This is a genomic window from Pantoea sp. X-Soil-TKNS-1211, assembly GCF_059730495.1.
Genome location: NZ_AP035953.1, coordinates 1,102,696 through 1,126,926, shown reverse-complemented (window position 1 = coordinate 1,126,926; position 24,231 = coordinate 1,102,696). Strand labels below are relative to the sequence as shown.

General features: G+C 54.5%; 25 protein-coding genes. 8 read left to right on the top strand and 17 right to left on the bottom strand.

What is annotated here, in order from left to right; translation table 11 throughout:
* Window positions 1-37: 37 nt before the first annotated feature.
* Together adhP and exaC are read right to left on the bottom strand one after the other, a co-directional pair.
* Window positions 38-1,078: an alcohol dehydrogenase AdhP gene (adhP, locus tag AC6I8W_RS05265; protein WP_497837275.1), complete on the bottom strand. Its 1,041-nt coding sequence runs from the start codon at window positions 1,076-1,078 to the stop codon at window positions 38-40.
* Window positions 1,079-1,107: 29 nt separating this feature from the next.
* A complete protein-coding gene (exaC, locus tag AC6I8W_RS05260; protein WP_497837274.1) occupies window positions 1,108-2,628 on the bottom strand; it encodes an acetaldehyde dehydrogenase ExaC in 1,521 nt (506 codons plus the stop codon).
* Window positions 2,629-2,918: 290 nt separating this feature from the next.
* Here exaC and AC6I8W_RS05255 point away from each other — a divergent pair, with 290 nt between their 5' ends.
* The gene (locus AC6I8W_RS05255) at window positions 2,919-4,691 is read left to right on the top strand and encodes a sigma-54-dependent Fis family transcriptional regulator (protein ID WP_497837273.1); all 1,773 of its coding nucleotides are present in this window, start codon (window positions 2,919-2,921) and stop codon (window positions 4,689-4,691) included.
* On the opposite strand, the gene AC6I8W_RS05250 is transcribed toward AC6I8W_RS05255, so the two are convergent.
* Window positions 4,688-5,179 (bottom strand): YajQ family cyclic di-GMP-binding protein, encoded by a 492-nt coding sequence (locus AC6I8W_RS05250; protein ID WP_480369071.1) that lies wholly within the window; start codon window positions 5,177-5,179, stop codon window positions 4,688-4,690. The two genes, AC6I8W_RS05255 and AC6I8W_RS05250, sit on opposite strands and share 4 nt — an antisense overlap.
* 126 nt (window positions 5,180-5,305) lie before the next feature.
* Between AC6I8W_RS05250 and panE the strand changes: the two genes are divergently transcribed.
* Together panE and yajL are read left to right on the top strand one after the other, a co-directional pair.
* Window positions 5,306-6,226 carry a 2-dehydropantoate 2-reductase gene (gene panE / locus AC6I8W_RS05245; RefSeq protein WP_497837272.1) on the top strand — a complete coding sequence of 307 codons (921 nt, stop codon included), beginning with the start codon at window positions 5,306-5,308 and terminating at the stop codon, window positions 6,224-6,226.
* Window positions 6,186-6,782, top strand: coding sequence for a protein deglycase YajL (yajL, locus tag AC6I8W_RS05240; RefSeq protein WP_497838109.1), 597 nt, complete (start codon window positions 6,186-6,188; stop codon window positions 6,780-6,782). Before panE ends, yajL begins: the two co-directional genes overlap by 41 nt.
* Before the next feature lie 95 nt (window positions 6,783-6,877).
* Here the strand turns inward: yajL and thiI are convergent, their stop codons facing one another.
* Window positions 6,878-8,326: a tRNA uracil 4-sulfurtransferase ThiI gene (thiI, locus tag AC6I8W_RS05235; RefSeq protein WP_497837271.1), complete on the bottom strand. Its 1,449-nt coding sequence runs from the start codon at window positions 8,324-8,326 to the stop codon at window positions 6,878-6,880.
* A 234-nt stretch (window positions 8,327-8,560) separates the two neighbouring features.
* On the opposite strand from thiI, the gene xseB reads away from it, so the two are divergent.
* From xseB to AC6I8W_RS05215, 4 genes are all read left to right on the top strand, one after another.
* On the top strand, window positions 8,561-8,803 hold the full coding sequence (gene xseB / locus AC6I8W_RS05230; RefSeq protein WP_480369060.1) for an exodeoxyribonuclease VII small subunit: 243 nt from the start codon (window positions 8,561-8,563) through the stop codon (window positions 8,801-8,803).
* Window positions 8,803-9,702, top strand: coding sequence for a (2E,6E)-farnesyl diphosphate synthase (ispA, locus tag AC6I8W_RS05225; protein WP_497837270.1), 900 nt, complete (start codon window positions 8,803-8,805; stop codon window positions 9,700-9,702). The genes xseB and ispA overlap by 1 nt, the downstream gene beginning before the upstream one ends.
* Before the next feature lie 19 nt (window positions 9,703-9,721).
* Window positions 9,722-11,587, top strand: coding sequence for a 1-deoxy-D-xylulose-5-phosphate synthase (dxs, locus tag AC6I8W_RS05220; protein ID WP_497837269.1), 1,866 nt, complete (start codon window positions 9,722-9,724; stop codon window positions 11,585-11,587).
* An 82-nt stretch (window positions 11,588-11,669) separates the two neighbouring features.
* Complete coding sequence (locus tag AC6I8W_RS05215; protein WP_497837268.1) at window positions 11,670-12,644, top strand: aldo/keto reductase; 975 nt, start codon at window positions 11,670-11,672, stop codon at window positions 12,642-12,644.
* A 66-nt stretch (window positions 12,645-12,710) separates the two neighbouring features.
* Here the strand turns inward: AC6I8W_RS05215 and pgpA are convergent, their stop codons facing one another.
* From pgpA to nrdR, 6 genes are all read right to left on the bottom strand, one after another.
* Window positions 12,711-13,205 carry a phosphatidylglycerophosphatase A gene (pgpA, locus tag AC6I8W_RS05210; protein ID WP_497837267.1) on the bottom strand — a complete coding sequence of 165 codons (495 nt, stop codon included), beginning with the start codon at window positions 13,203-13,205 and terminating at the stop codon, window positions 12,711-12,713.
* Complete coding sequence (gene thiL / locus AC6I8W_RS05205) at window positions 13,192-14,169, bottom strand: thiamine-phosphate kinase (protein WP_497837266.1); 978 nt, start codon at window positions 14,167-14,169, stop codon at window positions 13,192-13,194. The genes pgpA and thiL overlap by 14 nt, the downstream gene beginning before the upstream one ends.
* A 49-nt stretch (window positions 14,170-14,218) precedes the next feature.
* Window positions 14,219-14,638, bottom strand: a complete 420-nt coding sequence (gene nusB / locus AC6I8W_RS05200; RefSeq protein WP_013508110.1) for a transcription antitermination factor NusB — start codon at window positions 14,636-14,638, stop codon at window positions 14,219-14,221.
* 19 nt (window positions 14,639-14,657) lie between these two features.
* Window positions 14,658-15,128 carry a 6,7-dimethyl-8-ribityllumazine synthase gene (ribH, locus tag AC6I8W_RS05195; RefSeq protein ID WP_497837265.1) on the bottom strand — a complete coding sequence of 157 codons (471 nt, stop codon included), beginning with the start codon at window positions 15,126-15,128 and terminating at the stop codon, window positions 14,658-14,660.
* A 72-nt stretch (window positions 15,129-15,200) separates the two neighbouring features.
* On the bottom strand, window positions 15,201-16,313 hold the full coding sequence (gene ribD / locus AC6I8W_RS05190; protein ID WP_497837264.1) for a bifunctional diaminohydroxyphosphoribosylaminopyrimidine deaminase/5-amino-6-(5-phosphoribosylamino)uracil reductase RibD: 1,113 nt from the start codon (window positions 16,311-16,313) through the stop codon (window positions 15,201-15,203).
* A gap of 3 nt (window positions 16,314-16,316) precedes the next feature.
* Window positions 16,317-16,766 (bottom strand): transcriptional regulator NrdR, encoded by a 450-nt coding sequence (gene nrdR / locus AC6I8W_RS05185; protein ID WP_013508107.1) that lies wholly within the window; start codon window positions 16,764-16,766, stop codon window positions 16,317-16,319.
* 176 nt (window positions 16,767-16,942) lie between these two features.
* Between nrdR and AC6I8W_RS05180 the strand changes: the two genes are divergently transcribed.
* A complete protein-coding gene (locus AC6I8W_RS05180; protein ID WP_497837263.1) occupies window positions 16,943-17,494 on the top strand; it encodes a SadB/YajI family lipoprotein in 552 nt (183 codons plus the stop codon).
* A gap of 59 nt (window positions 17,495-17,553) precedes the next feature.
* On the opposite strand, the gene secF is transcribed toward AC6I8W_RS05180, so the two are convergent.
* From secF to AC6I8W_RS05145, 7 genes are all read right to left on the bottom strand, one after another.
* A complete protein-coding gene (gene secF / locus AC6I8W_RS05175; protein ID WP_497837262.1) occupies window positions 17,554-18,522 on the bottom strand; it encodes a protein translocase subunit SecF in 969 nt (322 codons plus the stop codon).
* A 10-nt stretch (window positions 18,523-18,532) separates the two neighbouring features.
* Complete coding sequence (secD, locus tag AC6I8W_RS05170; protein WP_497837261.1) at window positions 18,533-20,380, bottom strand: protein translocase subunit SecD; 1,848 nt, start codon at window positions 20,378-20,380, stop codon at window positions 18,533-18,535.
* A gap of 25 nt (window positions 20,381-20,405) precedes the next feature.
* Complete coding sequence (yajC, locus tag AC6I8W_RS05165) at window positions 20,406-20,738, bottom strand: preprotein translocase subunit YajC (protein WP_013508103.1); 333 nt, start codon at window positions 20,736-20,738, stop codon at window positions 20,406-20,408.
* 24 nt (window positions 20,739-20,762) lie between these two features.
* A complete protein-coding gene (gene tgt / locus AC6I8W_RS05160; RefSeq protein WP_013508102.1) occupies window positions 20,763-21,887 on the bottom strand; it encodes a tRNA guanosine(34) transglycosylase Tgt in 1,125 nt (374 codons plus the stop codon).
* A gap of 325 nt (window positions 21,888-22,212) precedes the next feature.
* The gene (locus tag AC6I8W_RS05155) at window positions 22,213-22,536 is read right to left on the bottom strand and encodes a S24/S26 family peptidase (RefSeq protein WP_497837260.1); all 324 of its coding nucleotides are present in this window, start codon (window positions 22,534-22,536) and stop codon (window positions 22,213-22,215) included.
* 1 nt (window position 22,537) lies between these two features.
* Entirely contained in the window at window positions 22,538-22,777 is a 240-nt protein-coding gene (locus AC6I8W_RS05150) for a hypothetical protein (protein ID WP_497837259.1), read from the bottom strand.
* Between the two features lie 134 nt (window positions 22,778-22,911).
* Complete coding sequence (locus AC6I8W_RS05145) at window positions 22,912-24,162, bottom strand: tail fiber domain-containing protein (RefSeq protein WP_497837258.1); 1,251 nt, start codon at window positions 24,160-24,162, stop codon at window positions 22,912-22,914.
* Window positions 24,163-24,231: the final 69 nt, after the last annotated feature.

The following is a 24,231-nucleotide window of genomic DNA, read 5'->3' as shown; positions in this document are numbered from 1 at the left end:
CAAGCCCGGCCACTGTGGACTGCGCCGGGCTTGTTGTTTACAACGACATATCAACCACAATGCGGCCTTCAATTTTACCGGCATGCATCCGCGCGAAGATATCGTTGATATTGACCAACGGCTCCACCGCCACATTGGCTTTCACTTTGTGACGACCGGCGAAGTCGAGTGCTTCCTGCAAATCTTTACGGGTGCCAACAATCGAACCACGCACCGTAATGCCGTCCAGCACCATATCAAAGATCGACAGGTCAAATTTGCCCGGTGGCAGACCATTCAACACCATGGTTCCGCCACGACGCATGGTGCCCAGCGCCTGCTCAAAGGCTTTCGGTGAGACCGCCGTTACCAGCACCCCGTGAGCGCCGCCGAAGCTTTCATGGAAGAATTTTGCCGGATCCACATTTTTGGCGTTAGCCACCACGCTGGCACCCAGACGTTTAGCAAACTCCAGTTTCTCGTCATCAATATCAACCGCAGCCACATTCAGCCCCATCGCTACCGCATACTGCACCGCCATATGTCCCAGGCCACCGATACCGGAAATCACCACCCAGTCACCCGGTTTGGTATCGGTCATCTTCAGCCCTTTGTATACCGTCACGCCGGCACACAGGATCGGTGCGATTTCATTGAACTCGATGTTATCCGGCAGCACACCGACGTAGTTAGCATCAGCAAGACAATATTCCGCAAAGCTGCCATTGACCGAATAACCGGCGTTCTGCTGCGACAAACATAAGGTCTCCCAGCTATCGAGACAATATTCACAATGCCCACAAGCCGAGTAGAGCCAGGGCACACCAACACGATCACCCAATTTGAGATGTTTCACTCCTTCACCCACTGCCACGATCTGCCCCACCCCTTCGTGACCGGGAATAAATGGTGGGGTCGGCTTGATTGGCCAGTCACCTTCCGCAGCATGCAGATCGGTATGACAAACCCCGGTGGCCGCGATTTTCACCAGAATCTGGCCCGGCCCCACCGCCGGAACCGGCACGTCCTCAATCACTAATGGCTCACCGAATGATTTCACAACTGCCGCTTTCATCGTGGTTTTGATCTTCATAGTCATCAATTCACTCTCCAAAAGGATTTGCGGGCTTAAAACAGGCCCAGTGGTGCGATGTCGTAACTAACCAGCAGGTTTTTGGTTTGTTGATAGGCGTTCAGCGCCATTTTATGGGTTTCGCGGCCCACGCCGGATTGCTTGTAACCGCCAAAGGCAGCATGCGCCGGATAGATGTGGTAACAGTTGGTCCAGACGCGGCCAGCTTTAATACTACGCCCCATGCGATACGCCAGATTAGTGTTTCGTGTCCAGACACCGGCACCGAGACCAAACTGCGTCTGGTTGGCGATATCCAGTGCTTCGGCTTCATCTTTAAAGGTGGTGACACCAATCACCGGCCCAAAAATCTCTTCCTGGAAGCAGCGCATCTGATTGTCACCTTTGATCAGCGTCGGCTGGATGTAGAAGCCGTTATCGAACGCTGGCGCAATGCTGGCACGTTCACCGCCGGTCAGGATCTGGCCGCCTTCTTGTCGTGCAATGTCGATATAAGAGAGAATTTTATCGAATTGCTGCCGGGAAGCCTGGGCACCGATCATAGTTTCGGTATCCAGTGGATCGCCGCGACGGATAGTGGCGATCTTTGCCATCACCCGCTCCATGAATGGCGTATAGATCGATTCATGGATCAGCGCGCGTGATGGGCAGGTACAGACTTCGCCCTGATTGAAGAAGCCCAGCACCAGCCCTTCCACCGCTTTTTCAATAAACTCCGGCTCACCGTCCATCACATCGGCAAAATAGATGTTGGGGGATTTACCGCCCAGCTCGACGGTACAGGGAATAATATTCTCCGCCGCACAGGCCATGATGTGGCGACCAACGGGGGTCGAACCGGTGAAGGCAATTTTGGCGATACGTTTGCTGGTCGCCAGCGCTTCCCCCGCCTCACGGCCAAAACCCTGAACCACATTGAGCACGCCAGCCGGGAACAGATCACCGATCAACTCCAGCAGCAAGGTAATCCCCAGCGGCGTCTGCTCGGCGGGTTTCAGCACCACGCAGTTACCCGCAGCCAGTGCCGGAGCCAGTTTCCATGCCGCCATCAGTAACGGGAAGTTCCACGGGATAATCTGCCCTACCACCCCCAACGGCTCGTGGAAATGATAGGCGACGGTGTGTTCATCGATCTCTGCCGTGCTACCTTCCTGCGCGCGCAGGCAACCCGCAAAGTAACGGAAGTGATCCACCGCTAAGGGCAGATCGGCATTCAGCGTTTCACGGATCGGCTTACCGTTGTCCCAACTTTCGGCAACGGCCAGCATTTCCAGATTGGCTTCGATACGATCCGCCACCTGCAACAATAAATTGGCTCGATGTTGAACGCTGGTTTTTCCCCAGGCGTCAGCGGCCTGATGAGCAGCATCCAGTGCTAAATCGATATCACGCGCGTCCGAACGGGGGAACTGCGCAATGTCGCTGCCATCAACTGGCGAGGTGTTAGTAAAGTATTGGCCGCTGAGCGGCTCTGTGAATTTGCCCGCAATATAGTTGCCATAGGCCGCTTTGAAAGAAACCAAAGCGCCGGGCGCGCCGGGATGTGCATAACGCATCGCAAACTCCTTAATGTAGGGTCAGATGTTCTGAAGCTGGCAGCGGCAACCTGAGGGTCGCCAGGTTGAACAGCCCGCTGCCAATATTGCTATTGCAGCGCGCGTGCCAGTTTTTTCAGCTTGCGATGGATTTAAAAATGATGATACTCATCAGAGAGTTACGGAAACAATAACCCTAACAAGTCAATGGGATGGTGCGGTAAAAATCGCCATCTGTGTTGCATATCGCAACACCACAAAAACCAAATAGCTACAATGTCGCAACACTTTGCTAAGGCATGAGGTTATCAATGCAGGGAAATTCATCCGCCGCGATCGACGCCACTCCGCTTCTGAGCGATTCCTGGTTCCGCAGCCAACTTTACGGTCTTGATCGCACCGCTGATGACTTTCCCCGCGTACGCCAGGGTGAACTGGCGGATTTGCTCGCCAGTAACAGCGGGTTGCAGCAGTTTGCTCAACCGGTGATCAATCAGCTGGCGCAGAAAATGGCGCAGAAACAATCGGTGGTGATCCTCTCCGATGCCAGCGGCATGGTGCTACATACCTTTGGTGACATGCAGTCGATGGAAAAAGCGCAACGCTATGCGCTGGCTCCGGGTAATTTATGGAGCGAGTGTGGCCGTGGCACTAACGCTATCGGTACGGCACTGGCGATTGACGATGGCTGCGAGATTGACGGACAGCAACATTTTCTGACACGCAACCAGGGGTTGTACTGTGCTGCCATGCCGCTCCAGATGCCGAACGGCCAGATTGCCGGGGTACTGGATATCTCGGGTCCGGCGCACTTCCCGCATCCGCAAACCTTCAGTTGGGTGAAAGCTGCGGCAAAACAAATCGAATATTTGTGGGTGAAGCAGAGCCTGCATCCGCAACAATGGCTGATGAGCCTGCATACGCAGCCCCAGGGCATCGATACCAGCGACGAGTTGCTGCTGGTGTTCTCCGATAATGTGCTGATGGCAGCCAATCGTCTGGCGATGCGCGAACTGGCGCTCAGCGCCGAGCAGCTCGGTTCCCTGACGTTCCAGCAACTGTTTCCCCATCTGGAGCAGGCCGCCAGCACCATTCCTCTGCCGTTGAATTACTGTGCACAAACCTTCTGGTTCCGCCTGCGCGCGCCGCACCGTACCCATTTTGTCACACCCGCAGCCAGCCATACTGAGCTGCCCTTCTCGCTGCGACGCGAGGGCGAGAAAATGGTGCGACTGCTGAACGCGGGGGTTTCATTGTGCATTCATGGGGAAACTGGTAGCGGCAAAGAGTTCGTCAGCCGCGCGTTGCATCAACAGAGCCGCTGGCGTGAGGGAAAATTTGTCGCTATCAATTGCGCTGCCATCCCGGAATCGCTGATCGAATCCGAATTATTTGGTTATCAACCCGGAGCCTTCACCGGCGCGGGCAAAAACGGCTATATCGGTAAAATTCGCGAAGCTGACGGTGGCGTGTTGTTCCTCGATGAAATTGGTGATATGCCGCTGGCGCTACAAACCCGTCTGCTACGCGTGTTGCAGGAAAAAGAAGTGTCGCCTTTGGGGTCCAGCCGCAGCTGGCCGGTTAACTTTGCGGTGATTTGCGCCACACATCGCGATCTGGCGCAACGTGTGTCTGAGGGCGAGTTCCGTGAGGATTTACTCTATCGTCTTCAGGAGTTTTCCATGACCATTCCGCCGCTGCGCGAGTGGCCGGATATCGCAGGCTTCATTCAGCGTTTGTGGCTGGAATTGGGGGGTGGCGATCGCGATATTCAGCTGTCGCCCGCATTGCTGACCTCGTTGGCACAGCTGCCGTGGCCGGGCAATATACGTCAACTGCGCAGCCTGTTACGCGTCTTGCTGGCACTGGCGGATGAAGGGGAAGAAGTGAGTGAAGTGCATCTGCCGGCCGAATACCGACGGTCTGCGGCTCCGGTGGTGGTCGAGGACAGGCAAAGCCATGATGAACGGTTGATTGCTGAAACGCTACAACGTTTCAATGGCAATATCAGTAAAACCGCGCAGGCATTAGGTATCGCGCGCAGCACGTTGTATCGCCGTGCCGCGCGCGATAAACGCGATTAATCGCGAAAGTTTTTGAACTGGAATGGCTGGCCGAGATTGCCGCCACGCACCAGCGCCATCGCGCTTTGCAGATCGTCACGCGATTTACCGGTGACACGCAGTTCTTCACCCTGAATCTGGGTCTGCACTTTCAGCTTGCTGTCTTTAATCAGCTTCACCAGCTTCTTCGCTACGTCGCTTTCGATGCCTTTTTTCAGTTTGGCTTCGACGCTCCAGCTTTTACCGCTATGCTCGATCTCTTCCGGGACTTCAATCGCCGCCCCTTCAATGCCGCGCTTCAGCAGTTTTTCCCGTAAAATATCCACCAGCTGTTTGACCTGAAAATCAGACTCCGTGGTGATTTTGATGGTCTCATTCTTTTCGTTCAGCTCAATGCTGGCGCTGACGTTACGGAAATCAAAACGGGTAGACAGTTCACGGCTGGCATTTTCCACCGCATTACGGACTTCCTGTAGTTCGACTTCAGAAACGATATCGAAAGATGGCATCTTGTCTTCTCCTGACGCTAAAGTGACATGCATAATACGCGTCTTGTCGCGCTAATAAAACACGATACACCGAAAGCTATACTGATAGTGTGTAGTGAAAACGATAACCCGTCAGCGGGAGGCACAATGAAAATTACCGTGTTGGGTTGCGGCGCCCTGGGCCAGATTTGGCTCGCCGCCCTCGCACGCCAGGGACATGATGTTCAGGGCTGGCTGCGCGTGCCGCAGCCCTATTGTTCGGTCAATGTGGTCGATCCTGAAGGCAACGTCAGCAACCAGACCTTTATCGCCAACGACCCGCTGTTTCTGGCGGAGAGCCACTTATTGTTGGTCACCCTAAAAGCGCCGCAGGTTTCCCCTGCGGTGAAGAATCTGCAAAGCGTATTCCCCACACACGCACCGATCCTGTTGCTGCATAACGGTATGGGCACGCTGGATGAACTGAAGGATCTCGCGCAGCCGCTGTTGCGTGGCATCACTACCCACGCGGCGATGCGTGATGGCACGGTGATCAAACATGTGGCGCAAGGCATCACCCACATTGGGCCAGCCAGTCGTGAGAGTGAAGCGATGAGCGATATCGCAGATATCCTGCATCAGGCGCTGCCCGATGTTGCCTGGCATAACAACATCGCCTCGGCCTGCTGGCGCAAGCTGGCGGTCAATTGCGTGATCAACCCGATGACCGTGGAGCACGATTGCCAGAACGGTGCGTTGCGCGCATGGCCTGAACAAATCGCCAAACTGTGCGAGGAGATTGCCTGGGTGATGGAACGCGAAGGTCAGCATATTGCGGTCGATAATCTGCGTGACATCATCTATGACGTCATCGACACCACCGCGGCCAATGTCTCATCGATGTTGCAGGATGTCCGGGCGCAGCGCCAGACCGAGATTGATTACATTACCGGCTACCTGCTGCGTCGTGCACGTGCGCAGGGCATGGCATTGCCGGAGAACACCCGTTTATATGATTTGATTAAACGCAAGGAGTCCCAATATGAGCATGAACGCATCGGTTCTGGTTTGCCTGGCACATGGCAGTGAAGAGACCGAAGCGGTCACCACCATCGATTTGTTGGTGCGTGGCGGTTTACAGGTCACCACCGCCAGTGTTGAAAGCGATGGCAGCCGGGAGATCGTCTGCTCGCGTGGCGTGCGCTTGCTGGCTGATGCACCGCTGGTAGAAGTGGCGGATAACGATTACGCGGCCATTGTGCTGCCGGGCGGCCTGAAAGGCGCACAAACCTTCCGCGACAGCCCGCTGCTGGTGGAAACTGTGCGCCAGTTTCATCTCTCTGGCCGGATTGTCGCAGCGATTTGCGCCGCACCCGGCACGGTGCTGGTGCCGCACGATCTGTTCCCGGTGGGCAATATGACCGGCTTTCCCGGCCTGAAAGAGACCATCCCAGAGGGGAAATGGATGGAACGACGGGTAGTGTGGGATCCACGCGTCAATCTTCTGACCAGCCAGGGACCGGGCACGTCGATAGATTTTGCGCTGAAACTGATTGATCTGCTGGTGAATAAAGAGAAAGCGCGCGAAGTGGCCTCGCAACTGGTGCTGGCGGCGGGGATTTATAACTACCAGGAATTCGAATAAATCTGATCTCTCATCCCGTGGCGGCGCAATTTATTGCGCAAATCTGATGAGGCACAGTGCCTCATCAGATAAAATCCGCGCGATAAATCGCGCCGCTACGGACGATAGACCTTCACATTGGTAAAGCCCTGCTCATGCAGGTACAGCGCCTGCAAACGGCTCATCACGCCGCGATCGCAATACAACAGCCAGGTTTTGCTCTGGTCGAGATCGCCAAACTGGGTGCTGAGTTTGTAGAACGGCAGCGATTTCACCTCAACGCCTTCCAACGCCAGCGGCGTGTCATCCTGTTCATCAATCGAACGGATATCCAGCACCACATCATTGGCGGTGAAGGACGCCACCGTCTCCACTTCCACCACGTCTGCTTCGGTTTTCTCCGCAATTTCACGGATATCGACGTTGCTGGCTTCCTGCACCACGCGATCCAAAATGGCAAAATCGAAATTCGTCTCTTCCGCTTCGATCTTCGCCTTCACCGCTTTGACCGTCGGGCTTTTCGAGATCACGCCGCAATATTCCGGCATGGTGCGGGCAAAATCTTCTGTGCCAATCTCACGCGCCAGTTTGATGATGTGCTCTTTGTCGTGAGAAATCAGCGGACGCAGAATCAGCGTGTCGGAGGCGTTATCAATTAAACGCAGATTGGTCAGCGTCTGGCTGGAGACCTGGCCCAGTGCTTCGCCGGTCACCAGCGCCTGTACGCCGTAGCGCTCAGCCACCATTGACGCCGCACGCACCATCATACGCTTCAGCACCACGCCCATCTGGCCGTCGTCCACCTTCTCGAGGATCTCACCCACCACCGGTTCAAAATTGATAGCGACGAAGCGCACCCGATGTGAACGACCAAAGCGATTCCACAGATAATGCGCCACCTGGCGTACGCCGATTTCATGCGCGGCACCGCCAAGATTGAAGAAGCAGTAATGCACGCGACAACCGCGACGCATCAACATGTAGCTGGAAACGCCAGAGTCAAAACCGCCGGAAATCAGTGACAGCACATCTTCCTGGGTGCCAATCGGGAAGCCGCCCAACCCTTCATAGCGTCCGGTAATCAACAACAGGCGATCGTTTTCAATCTCCAGGTTAACCGTTTCATCCGGGTGATTCAGTTGCACGCGGGCGCTTTCGATATGTTGATTCAGACCGCCACCAACATAACGCTCTACGTCTTGCGAGCTGAATTCATGCTTGCCACGGCGCTTCACCCGCACACAAAAGCTTTTGCCTTCAAGACGTTCACGATACAGCGCCAGCGTTTGTTCGAAGATGTTATGCATATCGGTGTATTCATGATCTTCCACCGCCAGCACATGATGGATACCCGGAATACGCGTCAGCTCGGCAATCACTGTCGCACGCAACGATTCCTTCTTCGCCCGGACCACAATATGGTCCCAGTGACGCACCACCGCGATCTCATCATCCAGAGTACGCAGAATGTTACGAATGTTTCCGGTCAGAATTTTGATAAAGCGCAGTCGCACCGACTGACTCTTGATGGTGATTTCGGGGAAGAGCTTGATAATAAACTTCATGGCGACACAGCTTCGTTGGGTAAATAAGTGCTAAAAGCATCGGCACTTAACTGGTAAAATCATATAATTGCGGGCTGAGCAGGAGCGCCCGCATCCGAGGCGCGAGAGTATATCACCTTTGTCAGGTGACTTCTTCTGCAACCGCAGTCACATTCATTATTTTGCTAATTAATCCTCGTCAGATACCATGACCGACTGCAAGATGATGTCCCAACCTGTGAGTCGACACTGATTATGCCGAAAAAAGCCGAAGCGCCCGCCAGTTTTGAAAGCGCATTACAGCAGCTGGAACAGATCGTCAGCCGCCTGGAGAGTGGTGAGCTGCCGCTGGAAGAGGCGCTAAAAGAATTTGAACGCGGTGTTCAACTGGCACGTAGCGGTCAGCAGACCCTGCAACAGGCAGAACAGCGCGTGCAGATTTTGCTGAGTGACGATAAAGATGCCGCGCTCGTCCCTTTTACCCCGGAAGATAACTGATGGATTTCGCCAAACTGCTAAGCGCTTATCACGAAAGGGTAAACCTTGCGCTAGAGCGCCTGTTAGATCCACTTCCTTTTCAGAGTTCTCCTCTGGTGAATGCCATGCAATATGGGGCACTATTAGGCGGTAAGCGTCTGCGCCCTTTTCTGGTTTACGCCACCGGTGAAATGTTAAAGGCCGATCCGGCCAGCCTGGACGCGCCCGCAGCTGCGGTTGAATGTATCCACGCTTATTCTTTGATTCATGACGATCTGCCGGCGATGGACGACGACGCGTTGCGCCGCGGGCAGCCAACCTGCCATATCAAATATGGTGAAGACACAGCGATTCTCGCAGGCGACGCCCTGCAAACGCTGGCATTTTCTATTTTGGCCGACCAGCCGATGCCTGGCGTAAGTACAGAAGCCCGTATTACCATGATCTCGGAACTGGCGCAGGCCAGTGGCGTAGCAGGTATGTGCGGCGGCCAGGCGCTGGACCTCGCCGCTGAAGGCAAACGCATCGACCTGGCGCAGCTTGAGCAAATTCACCGCCATAAAACCGGTGCGCTAATCCGTGTTGCAGTGCGTTTGGGGGCGCTGGCGGCAGGCGAGCAAGGCCGTGCTGCGCTGCCAGTGCTGGATGTCTACGCCAATGCCATCGGACTGGCATTTCAGGTACAGGATGACATCCTGGATGTCATCGGCGACACCGCGATATTGGGCAAAACCCAGGGAGCCGACCAGGCTCTGGGCAAAAGCACGTATCCGGCGCTGATGGGGCTGGATAATGCCCGTCAAAAAGCCTGGGACCTCTATCAGGAGGCGCTGGGCGCGCTGGATATTCTGGCCGCGCAATCCTTTAACACCACAGCATTACAAGCGTTGGCTAGCTTCATAATTGAACGCGATAAATAACTTTCATAATGAGTCTCTGATGAGTTTTGATATTGCAAAATACCCGACACTGGCGCTGGCAAGCACGGTACAGGAATTACGTTTACTGCCAAAAGAGAAGCTTCCGGCACTCTGCGACGAGCTGCGTCAGTATCTGCTGGACAGCGTCAGCCGCTCCAGTGGTCACTTCGCTTCGGGTCTGGGCGTCGTCGAGCTAACAGTGGCGCTGCATTATGTTTACAACACCCCGTTTGACCATCTGGTGTGGGACGTCGGCCACCAGGCTTACCCGCATAAAATTCTGACCGGACGCCGCGATCGCATCGGAACCATCCGCCAGAAAAATGGCCTGCACCCCTTCCCGTGGCGTGAAGAGAGTGAATACGACGTCTTAAGCGTCGGTCACTCGTCAACCTCCATCAGCGCCGCCCTCGGTATGGCAGTCGCCGCTGAGCGTGAAGGCAAAGGTCGTCGCACGGCGGCCATCATTGGTGATGGCGCGATCACCGCGGGTATGGCATTCGAAGCCATGAACCACGCGGGCGATATCAAGCCGGATATGCTGGTGATCCTCAACGACAACGAGATGTCGATCTCCGAGAACGTTGGCGCGCTGAACAACCGCCTGGCGCAGATCCTCTCGGGTAAAACCTATTCACGCCTGCGCGAAGGTGGCAAACGGGTGCTGGACAACCTGCCGCCGATCAAAGAACTGGTCAAACGCACCGAAGAGCACCTGAAAGGCATGGTGGTGCCGGGTACGTTGTTCGAAGAACTCGGCTTTAACTATATCGGCCCGGTGGACGGTCACGATGTACTGGCGCTGGTGAGTACGCTCAAGAACATGCGTAGCCTGAAAGGCCCGCAGTTCCTGCATATCATGACCAAAAAAGGCAAAGGTTATGCCCCGGCGGAAGAAGATCCCATAACCTGGCATGCCGTGCCGAAATTCGACCCGGCCAGCGGTTCGCTACCAAAAAGCGCGGGCGGCTTGCCAAGCTACTCCAAAGTGTTTGGTAACTGGCTGAGTGAAATCGCCGCTGACGACGCACGTCTGATGGCTATCACCCCGGCGATGCGTGAAGGTTCGGGCATGGTGAGTTTTTCCCGTGACTATCCGCAGCAATATTTCGATGTGGCGATTGCCGAACAGCACGCGGTCACCTTCGCGGCAGGGATGGCGATTGGTGGCTACAAACCGATTGTGGCGATCTACTCCACCTTCCTGCAACGTGCTTACGATCAGGTGATCCACGATGTGGCTATCCAGAAACTGCCGGTACTGTTTGCCATCGATCGCGGCGGCATTGTCGGTGCCGACGGACAAACCCATCAGGGTGCGTTCGATCTGGCTTATCTGCGCTGCATTCCTGGCATGGTGATCATGACGCCAAGCGACGAGAACGAGTGTCGCCTGATGTTGTACACCGGTTACCATTATCAGGAGGGGCCGAGTGCTGTGCGCTACCCGCGTGGCACCGGCACCGGCGCAACGCTGGAACCACTGGCGAGTCTGCCGTTGGGCAAAGGCGTGGTGAAACGTCAGGGCGAAAAACTGGCGATTCTCAACTTCGGCACCTTGTTGCCGGAAGCCGCTGCGGCCGCCGAAGCGCTGAACGCCACTCTGGTTGACATGCGTTTTGTCAAACCGCTGGATGAAGCCTTAATTGTCGAACTGGCGGGCAGCCACGACGCGTTGATCACCCTGGAAGAAGGCGCGATCATGGGCGGTGCTGGCAGCGGTGTGAATGAATTGGTGATGGCAAAACGCCTGCGTATTCCAGTGCTGAACCTCGGTCTGCCGGATGAATTCATTCCGCAGGGCACCCAGGAAGAAGTGCGTCATGACTACCAGCTGGATGCCGCCGGTATTCAGCAACAAATCGCCACCTGGCTGGCACAGTAATCCCCTGCTCGCTCGCCGCCCGGCGAGCGAGCCTGCTGCTATGCTTAAGGGATTTCCCTGATGCAAGAGAGCAGATGCCCCAATGAAAAAAATTCCTTTAGGCAAGACTGAATTACAGGTTTCCCGTCTCTGTTTAGGTTGCATGACCTATGGCGATCCGATGCGTGGTAATCACGCCTGGACGTTACCGGAAGAGAGCAGCCGCCCGCTGATCAAGCAGGCGCTGGATGCGGGCATCAACTTTTTTGATACCGCCAATTCCTATTCCGACGGCAGTAGCGAAGAGATTGTCGGGCGCGCCTTGAAAGATTTTGCCCGCCGCGACGAGATCGTGGTCGCCACCAAGGTTTATTTCCCACTCAGCAATCTGTCGCAGGGGCTTTCTCGCAAAAATATCCTGCAATCCATTGATGACAGTCTGACAAGGCTGGGGATGGATCATGTTGACCTACTCCAGATTCATCGCTGGGATTACGACACACCGATTGAAGAAACGCTGGAAGCGCTGCACGACGTAGTGCAGGCGGGGAAAGCGCGCTATATCGGTGCGTCATCCATGCATGCGGCGCAATTTGAGCAAGCACTACAACTCCAGGCTCGTGAAGGTTGGGCGCGATTTGTCAGTATGCAGGATCAGTACAACCTGATTCAGCGGGAAGAAGAGAACGCTATGCATCCGCTGTGTCTGCGCGAAGGCATCGCGGTGCTGCCGTGGAGTCCACTGGCGCGTGGCAAGCTGACACGTCCGTGGGGAGAAACCACTGCACGCTCGGTATCGGATGAAGTGATGACCAAACTCTACCGCGACACCGAAGAGAACGATGCGGCTATCGCGGAACGTATCGCTACCGTGGCAGCGGATAAAGGCGTGACACGTGCGCAGATTGCTCTGGCATGGCTGCTGCATAAACCCGTGGTGACGGCACCGATTATCGGCGCATCCCGTGCACAGCAGTTTGATGAGCTGGTGAAAGCGGTGGAGGTGGAGCTGAGTTCAACGGATATTGCCGAACTGGAGACGGTGTATCAACCACATCCGGCGGTGGGGTTTGAATAATACGTAGCGGCGATTTATCGCGCGTTTTAAAAACCAGGGCGCGCGATAAATCGCACCGCTACGGAATCAGATCATCACATGCCCTAACACGTACAAAATCACCGCTGAAATCACCCCGGCGATAATATCGTCGACCATGATCCCCATGCCGCCATGCACGTTCTGATCGAACCAGCGGATCGGCCAGGGTTTCCACATATCAAAAATGCGGAAAATGATAAAACCCGCCAGCACCCACTGCCAACTCATCATCGGAATCGCCATCAGGGTGATCCACATCCCGATAAACTCATCCCAGACGATGCTGCCGTGATCGTGGACCCCCATATCTTTCGCGGTGCGATGACACAGATAGACACCTACACTGATGCCGATGAACACCACCAGCGAGTAGATCTGCAACGGCAAAAAGGTCATCAACCACCAGAACGGGATCGCCGCCAGCGATCCCGCCGTGCCCGGTACGATCGGGCTTAACCCGCTGCCAAAACCGGTTGCCAGCAGATGCCACGGATTGGACATCCGCAGGCGGCTCTTGGCCACATCTTTATTTAACGTCAAAGTGATCAAATCCTTTGTGATTGAAACTCAGCGGCTTGCTGTTTTCCAGCAACGTGAGTCCATCGGCTTCCGGCGCTATCTGACCAATGCAGGTATAAGGCACACCGAGATGACCGAGCGCCACGTCCAGCGCACCACGGTTCACTTCCGGTACCGTAAAGCACAGCTCGTAGTCTTCTCCGCCCGCCAACGCCCAGCGTTGCACCTGATCAGCAGCGAAATGGTCACGCAGGGCCGTTGACAGTGGCAAGGCATCGACATTCAGCCGTGCACCTACGCGGCTGGACTGCAAAATATGGCCGAGATCGGCGAGCAAGCCATCCGACACGTCGATGGCGGAGGTCGCCAGGCCACGCAGCGCCTGCCCCTGCAAAACACGCGGCATCGGTCGCAGATGACGTTTGATCAGCGTCTCGTGCACCGCCGGGTCCGACAAACGATAACGATGCTGCAACAACGCCAGACCTGCGGCGCTGTCACCCAGCGTGCCGGTGACAAAAATCCAGTCACCCGGTTTCGCACCGGAGCGTTTCAGCGCTCGGCCTGCCGGGACCAAACCGTGGATGCCCAACGTCATGCTCAGCGGGCCGCGTGTGGTATCGCCGCCAATCAACTGCATATCGTAGTAATCCAGCAACTCAAACAGGCTGTCACTGAAGGCCGCCAGCCAGTTTTCATTCACTTCCGGCAGCGTCAGCGCCAGCGTGAGCCATGCCGGATCGGCCCCCATCGCCGCCAGATCGCTCAGGTTTACCGCAACGGCTTTATAACCGAGATCGGCAGGATGGATATCACGCAGGAAATGTACGCCTTCCACCAGCGTATCGGTGCTGATGGCCAGCGTTTGTTTTTCAGGCAGGTTAAGTAAGGCGCAGTCATCACCAATTCCCTTTTCGACATCGCGGCGGGAGCTGGTGACGCGGTTAAAATAACGTGCGATCAGTTCGAATTCACCACAGGACATAGTCAGGTCTCAATGAAAAAAGGCCGGATGACCGGCCTTTTGCACTATTTTATTTTCTGTTGGGGCGAATTTGCGGAGCGGCTTTATCCAGCACGCCGTTGACAAATTTGTGGCTGTCTTCAGCACCGAATACTTTTGCCAGCTCGATACCTTCGTTAATGGCCACTTTATACGGCACATCACTACGTTTGCTCAGTTCAAACAGCGAAATACGCAGAATGGCTTTCTCCACCTGGCCCAGCTCTTCCAACTGGCGTGACAGGTAAGGTTTCATCAAACCATCCAGGTACGCGCTGTTAGTCGCCACACCGGACAGCAGTTCGCGGAAGTAGCTGATATCGACGTCTTTGACGTCTTGTTCCGCCAGAAACTGGTATTCCACATCGGCAATGTCGTTGTTGGACAACTGCCAGGAGTAAAGCGCCTGGACAGCGCACTCACGGGCGCGACGACGAGCAGCAGGTTTCACAAAATTCCCCTTACAAAAATCAGGCTTTGATGGCTTTCAATACGTTAATCATTTCGAGTGCAGTCAGGGCCGCTTCGGCACCTTTATTACCCGCTTTCGTGCCGGCGCGTTCAATCGCCTGCTCGATGTTTTCGGTGGTCAGCACGCCGAAGGTAACCGGGATTTCGCTGGTCATCGCCACATTAGCGATCCCTGAGCTGGCTTCACCGGCCACATATTCGAAGTGCGCCGTGCCGCCACGGATCACGGTGCCCAGCGCGACGATCGCGTCATGTTTACCGGATTTTGCCAGTGCACGCGCCGCCAGCGGCAGTTCATAGGCACCCGGCACCCAGACGATGGTGATGTTTTCGTCTTTCACCTGACCAATACGCTTCAGCGCATCAACCGCACCGTCCAGCAGGCTGTCATTAATGAAGTTGTTAAAACGCGCAATTACGATGGCGATATTGGCATCAGGCGTGGCAACAGGAGCTTCGATAACTTTCATACATATCCTTTGGGAGTTGTTTTATGGCCCCGCAGAAGGGGGCGGATTCTATCATACTCTTTCGCGACGCGCTCAGGCTTTTCCATGTGGAGTCAGGGTCAGACGCAGGTCTTCACCGACCATACGCACATCGCTAAAATTCAGGGCTGGTGCATCGGCCAGATGTTCCAGACCCGGTAATTCACACAAGCCGCGGGCGGCATTACCCAGCAGTTTCGGTGCCAGATAGACAATCAACTCATCCACCAGCCCCGCCTGCAACAGCGCACCGGCAAGCGTAGCACCCGCTTCAACCCACACGCTGTTAATCTGCCGCTGACCAAGCAACATCATCATCGCCACCAGATCCAGCTGGCTCTCACGCTGCGGCACGACAATCTGCGTGACCGATTCCGGCCAGGCTTGCTGACAGGCTTCGCTACGCATCAGCCAGGTTTCACCCGGCTGGGCGATCAGCCGATGCTGTGGTGTCACGCGCTGCTGGCTGTCAATCACCACCCGCACCGGCTGGCGTAGTTGCTGCTCGTCCAGTTGCTGGCGAATCTCATCATTCAGCTCATTCCAGCGCACCGTCAGCGAAGGATTATCCGCCAGTACTGTGGCACTGGTGGTAAGGATAGCCGAACTCTGGGCACGAAAACGTTGCACATCGCGCCTTGCTGCCGCAGAGGTGATCCACTGGCTTTCGCCATTTGCCATCGCGGTACGGCCATCCAGTGATGCGCCCAGCTTGAGCTGAATCCATGGGAAACCGGTACGCATCCGCTTCAGGAAGCCGCGATTGATCGCTTCGGCTTCGTTCATCATTAAGCCGTGGCTCACCGCAATCCCTGCCTGTTGCAGACGGTACAGGCCACGTCCCGCCACCTGCGGGTTGGGATCTTGCATCGCCGCCACCACCCGGCTGACACCCGCCGCAATCAATGCATCGCAGCAGGGCGGCGTACGTCCATGATGACTACAGGGTTCAAGGGTAACGTAGGCGGTCGCACCTCTGGCTTTCTCACCCGCCATGCGCAGCGCATGGACTTCCGCATGCGGTTCACCCGCGCGATGATGCCAGCCTTCACCGACAATTTCGCCATCCCGCACAATCACACAACCCACATTCGGGTTTGGGGTGGTGGTAAAACATCCGCGACGTGCCAGTTCCAGCGCGCGCGCCATATAGCGTTCGTCGATCATGGGTTAATCCTGCAAGCGGGCGATCTCTTCGCCAAAATCACGAATATCTTCAAAACTGCGATAAACCGACGCGAAGCGAATATAGGCCACTTTGTCGAGTTTCTTTAACTCGTCCATCACCAGATTGCCGATCAGCTTGCTGGGAATTTCGCGTTCGCCGGTGGCGCGCAGTTGGGTTTTAATATGGCTGACGGCACTCTCCACCGCATCGGCACTCACCGGGCGCTTCTCCAGCGCCTTCATCATGCCGCTGCTGAGCTTATCTTCGTTGAAGGGTTCACGCACATCGTTGCTTTTCACCACGCGCGGCATCACCAGTTCAGCCACTTCAAAGGTGGTAAAACGCTCATGACACACCAGACACTGGCGACGGCGACGCACCGAGGAGCCTTCACTGACCAGGCGCGAATCTATCACTTTGGTGTCCACAGCGGAGCAGAATGGGCAATGCATGACGTTTCCTGTCGCGAGAATTTGGGCCAGACAGTGTAGCGCGATCTCGGTTTCAACAAAATGCGTTGATAAGAAAAGGGCGGCGGTGGTCAAAACTGCGCAATAAATCGCACGGGTTGTCGCGGCGCGATTTATCGCGCAACATTAGCCCTCCCCCACAATGGAAAGGACATTGCATGACGATCAGGATGTTATGGGCGCCGGCAGCGCTTTCTTTGCTGGTACTTAGCGGCTGTAGTTCAACACCAACGACAAAACAGGTCACTCAGTTACATCGGGAAGTGGGTCAGCTGAATCAGCAAATGCGCCAGCTGACTAATCAGGCCGCCGCGCTGGAAATTCAGGGACAATTGAACAGCCAATCCACCCAGGGAGCATGGCTGCTACCCCAAGCCAATACGCCGGTGGAGCTACAAACCCAACTGGGTAAATTGCGCCTGTCACTGACTCAGGTTGAAGGTGAAGCCACTGGTAGTCGCGCCATTCTGACGATCCGTTCGACCGACGGCAAATCGGTTCCGGCACTGAATGCGACAGTGGTTTGGGGAGAAATGGATCCGGCCAGCGGAAAACCGTTAAACGCGGGCAGCCTTAGTCAGACCATCAATGCCCCCGGCAGCCTGACGCCGCGCAGCTCCGTAGTGGTGCCACTGCGCCTGAGTGGCCTGTCTCCCGATCAACTTGGCTATGTGCGTGTGCATGATGTGACTGCCGCTCCCCTCCCCTGATAACGTACAGACAAAAAAAGGGCTGCCATTGGGCAGCCCTGGATCTTTCTGGTCAGCAGTTACGGCATGATTGAAGGCTGATCGGCGCCCTCTTTCTCCACCTTCTGCACCAGCATATGTTCACGCTTCATGCCCAGCTTCAGCGCCAGCGCGGAAGAGACATAGATTGATGAGATCGTACCAATGGTCACACCAATCAGCATGGTCAGCGAGAAGCCTTTCAGCAGCGCGCCACCAAAGATGAACAGAATCAGGATCATCGCTAAGGTTGTCAGCGAGGTGATCAAGGTACGGCTCAACGTCTGGGTCAGCGACACGTTGGTGATATCGTAAGACGAACCGCGACGGATCTTGCGGAAGTTCTCACGAATACGGTCGGAAACCACGATCTTATCGTTAAGCGAGTAACCAACCACCGACATCAATGACGCCACAATGGTCAGATCGATTTCGATATGGGTCAACGCCAGAATGCCGCAGGTGATGATCACGTCGTGCGCCAGTGCCAACACCGTACCCAGCGCCAGACGCCACTCAAAGCGGATACCGATGTAGATCAGAATCGCAATCAGTGCCGACAGCAGTGCCATCGCACCCGCCTGTGCCAGATCGCTGCCCACGCTCGGGCCCACGAACTCGATACGCTTAACGGTGGCATTCTGTTGCGCGGTTTCGTTAATCACCGTCACCACTTTGTTGCCCAACTCCTGGCCCGCCGGACCTTGCACCGGAGCCATACGCACCATCACGTCACGGCTACTGCCAAAGTTCTGTACCAGCGGTTCATCGAAGCCCGCTTTCACCAGCGCTTCGCGCAAGGTATCCAGCTCGGCCGGTTTTTCCAGGTTGATCTCAATCACCGTCCCGCCAGTAAAGTCGAGGCCCCAGTTGAAGCCACGCACACCGACGATGGCAATTGACACCACAATCAGCAGGCCGGAGATGATGAAAGCCAGCGTGTCCCAGCGCATAAAGTCAATGACCTTACGCCCGTGGTTCAACTGCTCAATACTGTATTCCTGTGCCACAACGCACTCCTTAGATAGACAGCTTGTTGATGCGTTTGCCGCCGTACACCAGGTTAACGATGGCACGGGTGCCGACGATAGCGGTAAACATAGAGGTCGCGATACCGATAGCCGTGGTGATCGCAAAGCCTTTGATAGAACCGGTACCGACCGCATAAAGAATGATGACTTTAATCAGCGTGGTAACGTTAGCGTCGACGATACTGGAGAAGGCACCTTTATAGCCTTCATGAATCGCCTGCTGCACGGAACGACCGTTACGCAACTCTTCTTTAATACGTTCGTTAATCAGTACGTTCGCATCCACCGCTACCGCCAGCGTCAACACAATACCGGCAATACCCGGCATGGTGAGTGTCGCACCTGGCAGCAGTGACATGATGCCGACGATCAACACCAGGTTGCACAGCAGTGCGCTGGTGGCGATCAAACCGAATTTCTTATAGAACACCACCATAAAGACGATGGAGGCAATCAGACCCCACAGACAGGCTTCGAGACCCTGCGTGATGTTCTGCTGACCCATGGTTGGGCCGATGGTACGCTCTTCAACAATCTGAATTGGCGCAATCAACGCACCGGCACGCAGCAGCAGCGACAGCTGACGGGCTTCGTTCGGGTTGCTGATACCGGTAATACGGAAGCTGTTACCGAGGCGCGACTGAATGTTCGCCACGTTAATCACTTCTTCCTGCTTCACCAGAATCGCACGACCATTGGCATCTTTCTTGCCACTGTCTTTGTACTCCACAAACAGGGTCGCCATCGGTTTACCGATATTGTCCTTAGTGAAGTTAGACATGATGTTACCGCCCGCGCCATCCAGTGAAATGTTCACCTGCGGCTGGTTGTACTCATCCATGCTGGACGTGGAATCGGTAATATGGTCACCGGTCAGAATCACACGCTTGTACAGCACCACAGGCTGGCCTTCACGCGTCATTTTCACTTCAGAATCACCCGGAACACGGCCACTGGCCGCAGCGCTCGGATCAACCGTGGTGTTCACCAGACGGAATTCCAGCGTCGCTGTCGCACCGAGAATCTCTTTGGCACGCGCAGTGTCCTGAATACCCGGCAACTCAACCACAATGCGGTCAGAACCCTGACGCTGCACCAGCGGTTCGGCTACGCCGAGTTGGTTAACACGGTTACGCAGGATATTGATGTTCTGCTGTACAGCATATTCACGCGCTTCACTCAGGCGCGCATCGGTCATCACCGCACGCAGGGTATCGCTGCCCTGACTGGAAATCACCAGATCCTGATGACGCGACGACAGATAGCTGATGGCCGCATCACGACTGGTACCGTCACGGAAACGAATCTCCACGCCATAGTTAGCGATTTTGTTTACGTTAACGTAAGGAATGCCTTTGTCACGCAGGTCACTGCGCAAGCCGTCAGCATTTTGCTCCTGCAATTTGCTCAGTGCGGTATCCATATCCACTTCCATCAGGAAGTGTACGCCGCCACGCAGGTCAAGACCGAGTTTCATCGGCTCAGCAGCCAGCATGCTCAACCAGCGCGGCGTAGCCGGGGCCAGGTTAAGGGCAACAACATAGTTCTCGCCAAGCACATTAGTAATCGCTTCACGGGCGCGCAGCTGCACATCCGTGTTAGCAAAGCGCGCAAGAACCGCGCCATTTTCCAGAACGAGGGATTTGCTCTGAATATTATCTTTTTGTAATGCAGTCTGGATTTGATCCAACGTTTGCTCACTGGCGGCGCCACCGCGCGCACCAGTGATTTGAACGGCCGGATCCTCACCATAAAGGTTGGGAAGCGCATAGAGCAGGCCGACGAGAATCACGACGACCAGCATGATGTACTTCCACAAAGGATAACGGTTTAACACGGCAGTTTCCTTCGGGAAGAAAAAATTACAGCGCCTTCATGGTGCCTTTCGGCAGAACGGCAGCCACGAAATCACGTTTAATCACTACTTCAGTGGTGTCGTTCAGGGCGATAGCGATGTAGCCGGTTTCAGCAACTTTAGTCACACGACCTACCAGACCACCATTGGTCAGCACTTCATCTCCTTTGGAGATGGAATCCATCAACTTCTTGTGCTCTTTGGAACGCTTCTGCTGCGGACGCAGAATCATGAAGTAAAAGATCAGACCAAAGACCACCAGCATGATCACCAGAGAATAAGGACTTCCCTGCGACGGTGCGCCTGCTGCAGCCACAGCGTCAGAAATGAAAAAGCTCATTAAATTTCCCTCATTGATGAATTATCAGACGTTTAACGGTGGAACCGCTTTGCCCGTCCGTTGGTAGAACTCGCTAACAAAGTGCTCTAATTTACCCTCTTCGATAGCCTGGCGTAAACCCGCCATCAGACGTTGGTAATAGCGCAGATTGTGGATGGTATTGAGACGCGCGCCCAGTATTTCGTTACAGCGGTCGAGATGATGCAAGTATGCACGGCTGTAATTGCGACAGGTGTAACAATCACACTCCGCATCCAGTGGTGAGGTGTCATCTTTATGCTTCGCATTACGGATTTTCACCACACCATCGGTGACAAACAAGTGACCGTTACGCGCGTTGCGCGTCGGCATAACGCAGTCAAACATATCGATACCGCGACGAACGCCTTCCACCAGATCTTCCGGCTTGCCAACGCCCATCAAATAACGCGGTTTGTCGTGCGGAATTTGCGGACAGACGTGCTCCAGGATGCGGTGCATGTCCTCTTTCGGTTCACCCACCGCCAGGCCGCCCACAGCGTACCCATCAAAGCCAATCTCTACCAGACCTTTCACGGAGACATCACGTAAATCTTCGTAAACACTGCCCTGAATGATGCCAAACAGCGCATTTTTGTTACCGAGTGAATCAAAACGGTCACGGCTGCGTTTTGCCCAGCGCAGCGACATCTCCATTGAACGCTTCGCGTAGTCCCAGTCCGCCGGATAAGGCGTACATTCGTCGAAAATCATCACGATGTCAGAGCCAAGATCGAACTGAATTTCCATCGATTTTTCGGGATCGAGGAAAATCGGATCGCCATTAATCGGGTTACGGAAATGCACACCCGATTCGGTGATCTTACGGATATCACCAAGGCTAAACACCTGGAAACCTCCCGAATCGGTCAGGATTGGTCCTTTCCACTGCATGAAATCATGCAGATCGCCATGCAACTTCATGATCTCCTGGCCCGGACGCAACCACAGATGGAAGGTGTTGCCGAGGATGATTTGCGCGCCAGTATCCTGCACTTCTTCCGGCGTCATGCCTTTGACGGTGCCATAGGTGCCCACAGGCATAAATGCCGGGGTTTCCACCACGCCGCGATCAAAAATCAGACGGCCACGGCGCGCGCGCCCGTCGGTAGTGTCTAACTCAAATTTCACATAAACCTCATCATCAGAGAAACAGTCTGACGCTTGATAAAAAGGAGCGCATTCTAACAACCGTGAAAGCCGCTACACAAGCCAGCCAGCAAAATGTGCGTATGTCATGCGTTGCAGATTTCTTCCGTTTTGTGCCGTGGCTCTGGCACAAATCTGTCACACCCCGCCACACGAAAACACGCAAAGGTTTGAAGAAGGCTCAAACCCTTGCGTGTCTCAAATTTGTCTCACCTACTGAAGCACTTCCTCACCCCTCACGTAAGTGAACGCCGGCGCTGCCGCCACTTGCTTAAAATTTGTACTTTGATTCCTCAAAACGGGGGAATCAAATTGTCGGTCTGTTATCCTCATGAACCGATATCACTCCCCACGTCTGCACGCCGACAATCGTCACCTCTTCCAGCGCCTCACCCTCAAGCGTGTCTCCATCCTGGCAGACGATGTAACCGGGACCGAACATACCAAACTGACATTGTCCGAACGCCTCAAAGTAAATCGTGTCGCCCTCTTTCGGCCTGATGGATTTGTCGACCAACGCGAATCCGTCGCAGGTAGGCACAACCATCGTTGCAGCCGGGCGCGGCACCATCAGCTCGTTCCAGTCGAGCCGTTTATCAAGATAGTCCTTTGCAGGTGATGGAAACCCCATATCAGTACGGCCCGTTCTGGCTATTCAGCTTGAATGTCCGGTTTTCGCTGAAGTCAGGCGTGATATCGATGAAATAGCTGATCTGATTCTCTATCCAGTCATTGGCCTCTTTCTGGCTCCAGTGCCAGTTATGGCGCTCCAGCTCGGCAACGAAATCATCTGTCCTAACGATCTTCTGGCCTCTCGGGTCCAGTGTGATGCTCTGTCTGAAAGCAAACTGTATGTCGCAGTAGCGTGGCATGGCTATTACCTCCGATAGGTTACTGTATGCATATACAGTATTATCGATCGGTAAAATCGATCAAGTCGATTGTGAGAGGTTTCAGAAAAAGGATTGAGGATGAAGGGAATTTAGTTTTTCCCGTGGTGCCGCGCTTATGAACCGGCCCCCTCCAGCGCAGCGATACGTTCCTGTAAAGCAGTTATTGTCTCGCCCTGGCTGGTAATCGTCTGCTGTTGCGCCTGAATAGCCTGAGTCAGTTTGGCAATCATGGCAACTTGGTCCAAGTTATAAGCATCAGGGTTGTTAAGGTCCTTATCAATGTCATAATCTTCCGGCAAGCCTTTTCCTAATACAACCTCTGGACTAACCTTAACAAGATCGTTGGCAATGAATCCGTATTTATCATCGGACTCAGGAATAATACCCCTTGCCTTATATCTGAACCTTGCAACCTTCCAGCTTAAAACTTCAGAAAGCACCGAGTCTTTATTGTCAAGGTAAGTAGGCGTAGTCTTAAGCATCTTGTCGGAGATGGCATTTACTGCAACACTCCCAATCAGCTGATTTCCAACGTACATAGCAAGAATTGCTGAACCACCATAACCCCAATAAAAGTTCCACGGAACGTTAACATCAGTTGATCCATTAGTGCCAAGTCTTGAAGTAAAACCTGTAACAGCATCAAATTGCCCTACGCATTGCAGGGAGTTGGATAGGTTATTTATAAGCCTGACACTATAGTCAGCTGCTGAGTTAGCAAAGTGAAAATCTATAAAAGGTGTCGCAGCGGATAGTTCTAAACTCGCAAAGGTGGGGGCACCAGTTGAGGACAAGCCCAGGTCATTTCGAGCTGTAGCAACTGTTCGTCCATTTAATAATGCTGCCCAAGCAGCTGAAGCCGTTGTTGCTCCCGTACCACCTTGTGCAATACTCAGGGCAGTGGTTAGCCCTGTTAGTGATGTGATATCACTGTTAGCCCCCCTCGCTGCTTTGCCTGCAAGTGAAGTTGTAATTCCGTTCCATGCCGGACCTGTCCAGGTGGTACCATCAGGTAAGGTTACGGTGACATTTCCGGTTCCGGTATAAATCTGCTGCCAGTTCGCTTTGTCCAGGTTCAGCCCGCGAATGGCATAAGTAACCTGAGAAGCCAGCGCAGACGTTATCAGATTCAGCGTTGCCTGAGGGACATAATCAAATGAAACACCCGATGTTGTCGGGCCGGTGTATGCCTGCGTCAATGTCAGCGCCGTATTGCTTGTGATTGCGCTGATCCCCAGCGTATACGCCGTACCGCCAACGCTCGCCACGATAAACCCATTGACCGCCACATCAGTTGTAAAAGCTGTTCCGCTACCTGTAACCGCAGTTGAACCATTAGTTAAGGTGATAGTGCCTGCTGGCATATATTTTCTCCCAACATAAAAAACCGGCGCTATGGCCGGTTTCTATGTAATTTTATTTTGGTTGCCTGT